The organism is Microcoleus sp. Pol11C3 (assembly GCF_036701485.1).
Classification (GTDB): Bacteria; Cyanobacteriota; Cyanobacteriia; order Cyanobacteriales; family Microcoleaceae; genus Microcoleus.
This window is the reverse complement of the sequence record NZ_JAUBQW010000261.1, coordinates 1-2,662: the sequence shown is the minus strand read 5'-3', so window position 1 is coordinate 2,662 and position 2,662 is coordinate 1. Positions and strand designations below refer to the sequence as shown.

Below are 2,662 nucleotides of genomic sequence, written 5' to 3'. Positions count from 1 at the left end.
CTTATTTTTTTACCTTACCATTCTCTCAAACCTTTGTCCTGTTTAGACTAGAGGTGCCTTGTCACCCGCTAAGGGAACAGGCCCCAGAACCCGTGCAAAGGAACAGGCAAGATGGCTGTTCCACAATTAATAAAATTATGGATTGTGGAACGGGCATCTTGCCCGTTCTTAAAAATAGTCAACAAATTCTATTTGCTCTTATCTGTTCTCTGTCGCAAAATAAATTCAGCTAGTGCTAAATCTACGGGCGTTGTGACTTTCAAATTCGTCTCTTCTCCCTCCACAATTCGGACTGGTAAACCGCATTTTTCAAACAAAGCTGCATCGTCGGTCACTTCCCAACCTTTTTGTCGCCCTTCTTCGTGACACTGCTTTAACAATTTCACTTCAAATCCTTGGGGAGTCTGGGCTGCCCACAAATTGCTTCTGTCTGGGGTGTCTCGCACGATCCGACGCTCATCTACGACCTTAATCGTATCCTTGACCGGGACGGCGACAATCAAGCCCGGACAGGTCAAGAGGGCCTCGGCAGATCGATCGAACAATTCAGCAGTTGCCAAACACCTCGCGCCGTCGTGAATCAAAACTCGATCGGCATTTGGCGGCAAAGCCTGCAAACCGTTGTAAACTGACTCTTGCCTGGTGGCGCCTCCTTTAATCAGTTCCACGGGCATAACCAAAGATAAATCGCTCAGAATTACTTTAAAAGCAGGAAAATCCTCTGGCTGACCCATGATGCCAATCCAGCTAATGTGCTGCGAAGCTTCAGCAGCAGCCAAAGTCCAACTCAGCAAAGGTTTTCTCAGCAAAGTCAGCAGCAGTTTGTTCCGCTGACTCCCCATCCGTCGCCCCGAACCCGCCGCAGCAATTAATAAGTGCATTAACTAACCGTTCTTAACCCAACTAGGTATATATTAAGAGCGTCCTGTACTTTTGGGTCAGTTGTTTAGCTGTCAGCCAGTAGCTTTTAAAGTCTAGAAATACTATAAGCTGATAGCTGAAGACCGATCGCTAAGAGCTACCTCGATAGATAATAGCCGATCGTTTATGATGCGAATACTAGCACTTGTCCCTGGCGGGATTGGCGACCAAATTTTATTTTTCCCCACCCTTGATGACCTCAAGCAGTCTTATCCAGAGGCGCAAATTGATGTCATCGTGGAACCGAGGGCGAAGGGCGCTTACCGAGTCTGCAAGTCCGTCAAAGAAGTCTTGACGTACAATTTCAAAGACCGCAACGCTATGGCAGATTTGGGCAATTTACTGGGCGTAATTCGCGATCGCGAATACGAAGCAGTTATTTCCCTAGGCCAGCGGTGGACTGTAGGGCTGCTGCTGTGGCTGACTGGCATTCCGAAGAGAGTTGGCTATTCGGGAACCAACGGCGCTCGATTTCTCACCGCTGCTGTACCGCTCAAAACTGAACAGTATGCCGCTTCAATGTACCACGATTTGCTGCAAGGATTTAACATTAAAAATCCTTGTCCGCCAGTGGCAATTAATGTACCAAAACAGGACATTCAGTGGGCAGAAGCCGAACAGCAGCGGTTGGGCGTAAAAGAAAGCGGCTACATTTTGATTCACGGCGGTTCGAGTCAATTAGCTGTGTCTAAAGGTATTGACAAAATTTACCCTACAGACAACTGGAAGCAAATAATTGAAGATTGTCAGCAGCGGCAGCCGAATTTGCCCGTTGTTGTTGTGAAAGGCCCAGAAGATGCAGACTTCGTGACAAAGTTAGTCGAGTCATGTCCGAATGTAAAAGTTATCTCGCCGGATGATGTCGGCAAGTTGGCGGCGACAATTGCTGCTGCTAATTTGATGATATGTACTGACAGTGCGCCGATGCACTTAGCTGTGGCGGTTCAAACTTATACAATAGCTTTGTTCGGCCCGACTGAACCTGCAAAATTGCTGCCAAAGAGCGATCGATTTTTGGGCATTAAATCTCCTACTGGCAAAATGGCAGACATCTCTCCTCAAGAGGTTTTAAAGAAGGTTTGGGGCAGCTAAAAACTAGGATATCTAAGTCAGGACACGGCACTGCCGTGTCCCTACATTTAGCTGGTTTCCAGACCGGGGGGACGAGGAAAGAAGTCGGGCATCTAAAACTCGATGTTAGTCTTCCAAATCATCCATCATCTGCTGTCAGCCACATTCCGCCCCCTCAGCTTTCACCATCGGTTTTTACCTATTTTGATCAAGCTCTAAAGCTCTAAAGTAGTATCCGGCAAATTTAAATCGAGAATTACTAGCAGTGGGTTTAATTTCTCAAACAATACTAAACCAGTCTGGCCATCTGCTGCCAAATATACTTGATATTTATGATGAAAAAAGCGATGAATTAAATTGCGGATGGATGGGTAATCATCCACAACGAGAATCTTGGGAGTAGTCTTAGTAATCATCACAAAAAAGTTCCTTGTTGTTGTCAATGGACAACTGGAAATTTCAGAACAGCTTTAGTGAAGAGTAAAGGCCAGGTCGTTCCAACTAAACAGAGTTTTTTCGGGCAATTCTTCTTTCAGCTTGGTCTTGAGGTCAAAAGGCTTGCCCCAATCCCATATTTCGATCTCTATGCGTTCGTTATACGGAATCCGGTTGACAAAGGTCTACAACAAATCATCAATAAGTCAACCAATGATAATTGGTCAAAGCCTTA

General features: G+C 45.9%; 2 protein-coding genes and 1 pseudogene. 1 reads left to right on the top strand and 2 read right to left on the bottom strand.

Features of this window, described 5'->3' with window-relative positions; genetic code table 11:
* Window positions 1-188: 188 nt before the first annotated feature.
* Window positions 189-881 carry a 2-C-methyl-D-erythritol 4-phosphate cytidylyltransferase gene (ispD, locus tag QUA40_RS28240; RefSeq protein ID WP_333131952.1) on the bottom strand — a complete coding sequence of 231 codons (693 nt, stop codon included), beginning with the start codon at window positions 879-881 and terminating at the stop codon, window positions 189-191.
* Window positions 882-1,050: 169 nt separating this feature from the next.
* Between ispD and QUA40_RS28235 the strand changes: the two genes are divergently transcribed.
* The gene (locus QUA40_RS28235; RefSeq protein ID WP_333131954.1) at window positions 1,051-2,013 is read left to right on the top strand and encodes a glycosyltransferase family 9 protein; all 963 of its coding nucleotides are present in this window, start codon (window positions 1,051-1,053) and stop codon (window positions 2,011-2,013) included.
* Between the two features lie 206 nt (window positions 2,014-2,219).
* Here the strand turns inward: QUA40_RS28235 and QUA40_RS28230 are convergent.
* Window positions 2,220-2,408 (bottom strand): annotated as a pseudogene (locus QUA40_RS28230) (response regulator); the annotation flags it as partial.
* Window positions 2,409-2,662: the final 254 nt, after the last annotated feature.

Excerpts from the sequence above, each read along its gene's own strand:
- ispD (WP_333131952.1), bottom strand. The coding sequence starts at position 881 with ATGCACTTATTAATTGCTGCGGCGGGTTCGGGGCGACGGATGGGGAGT.
- QUA40_RS28235 (WP_333131954.1), top strand. The coding sequence starts at position 1,051 with ATGCGAATACTAGCACTTGTCCCTGGCGGGATTGGCGACCAAATTTTA.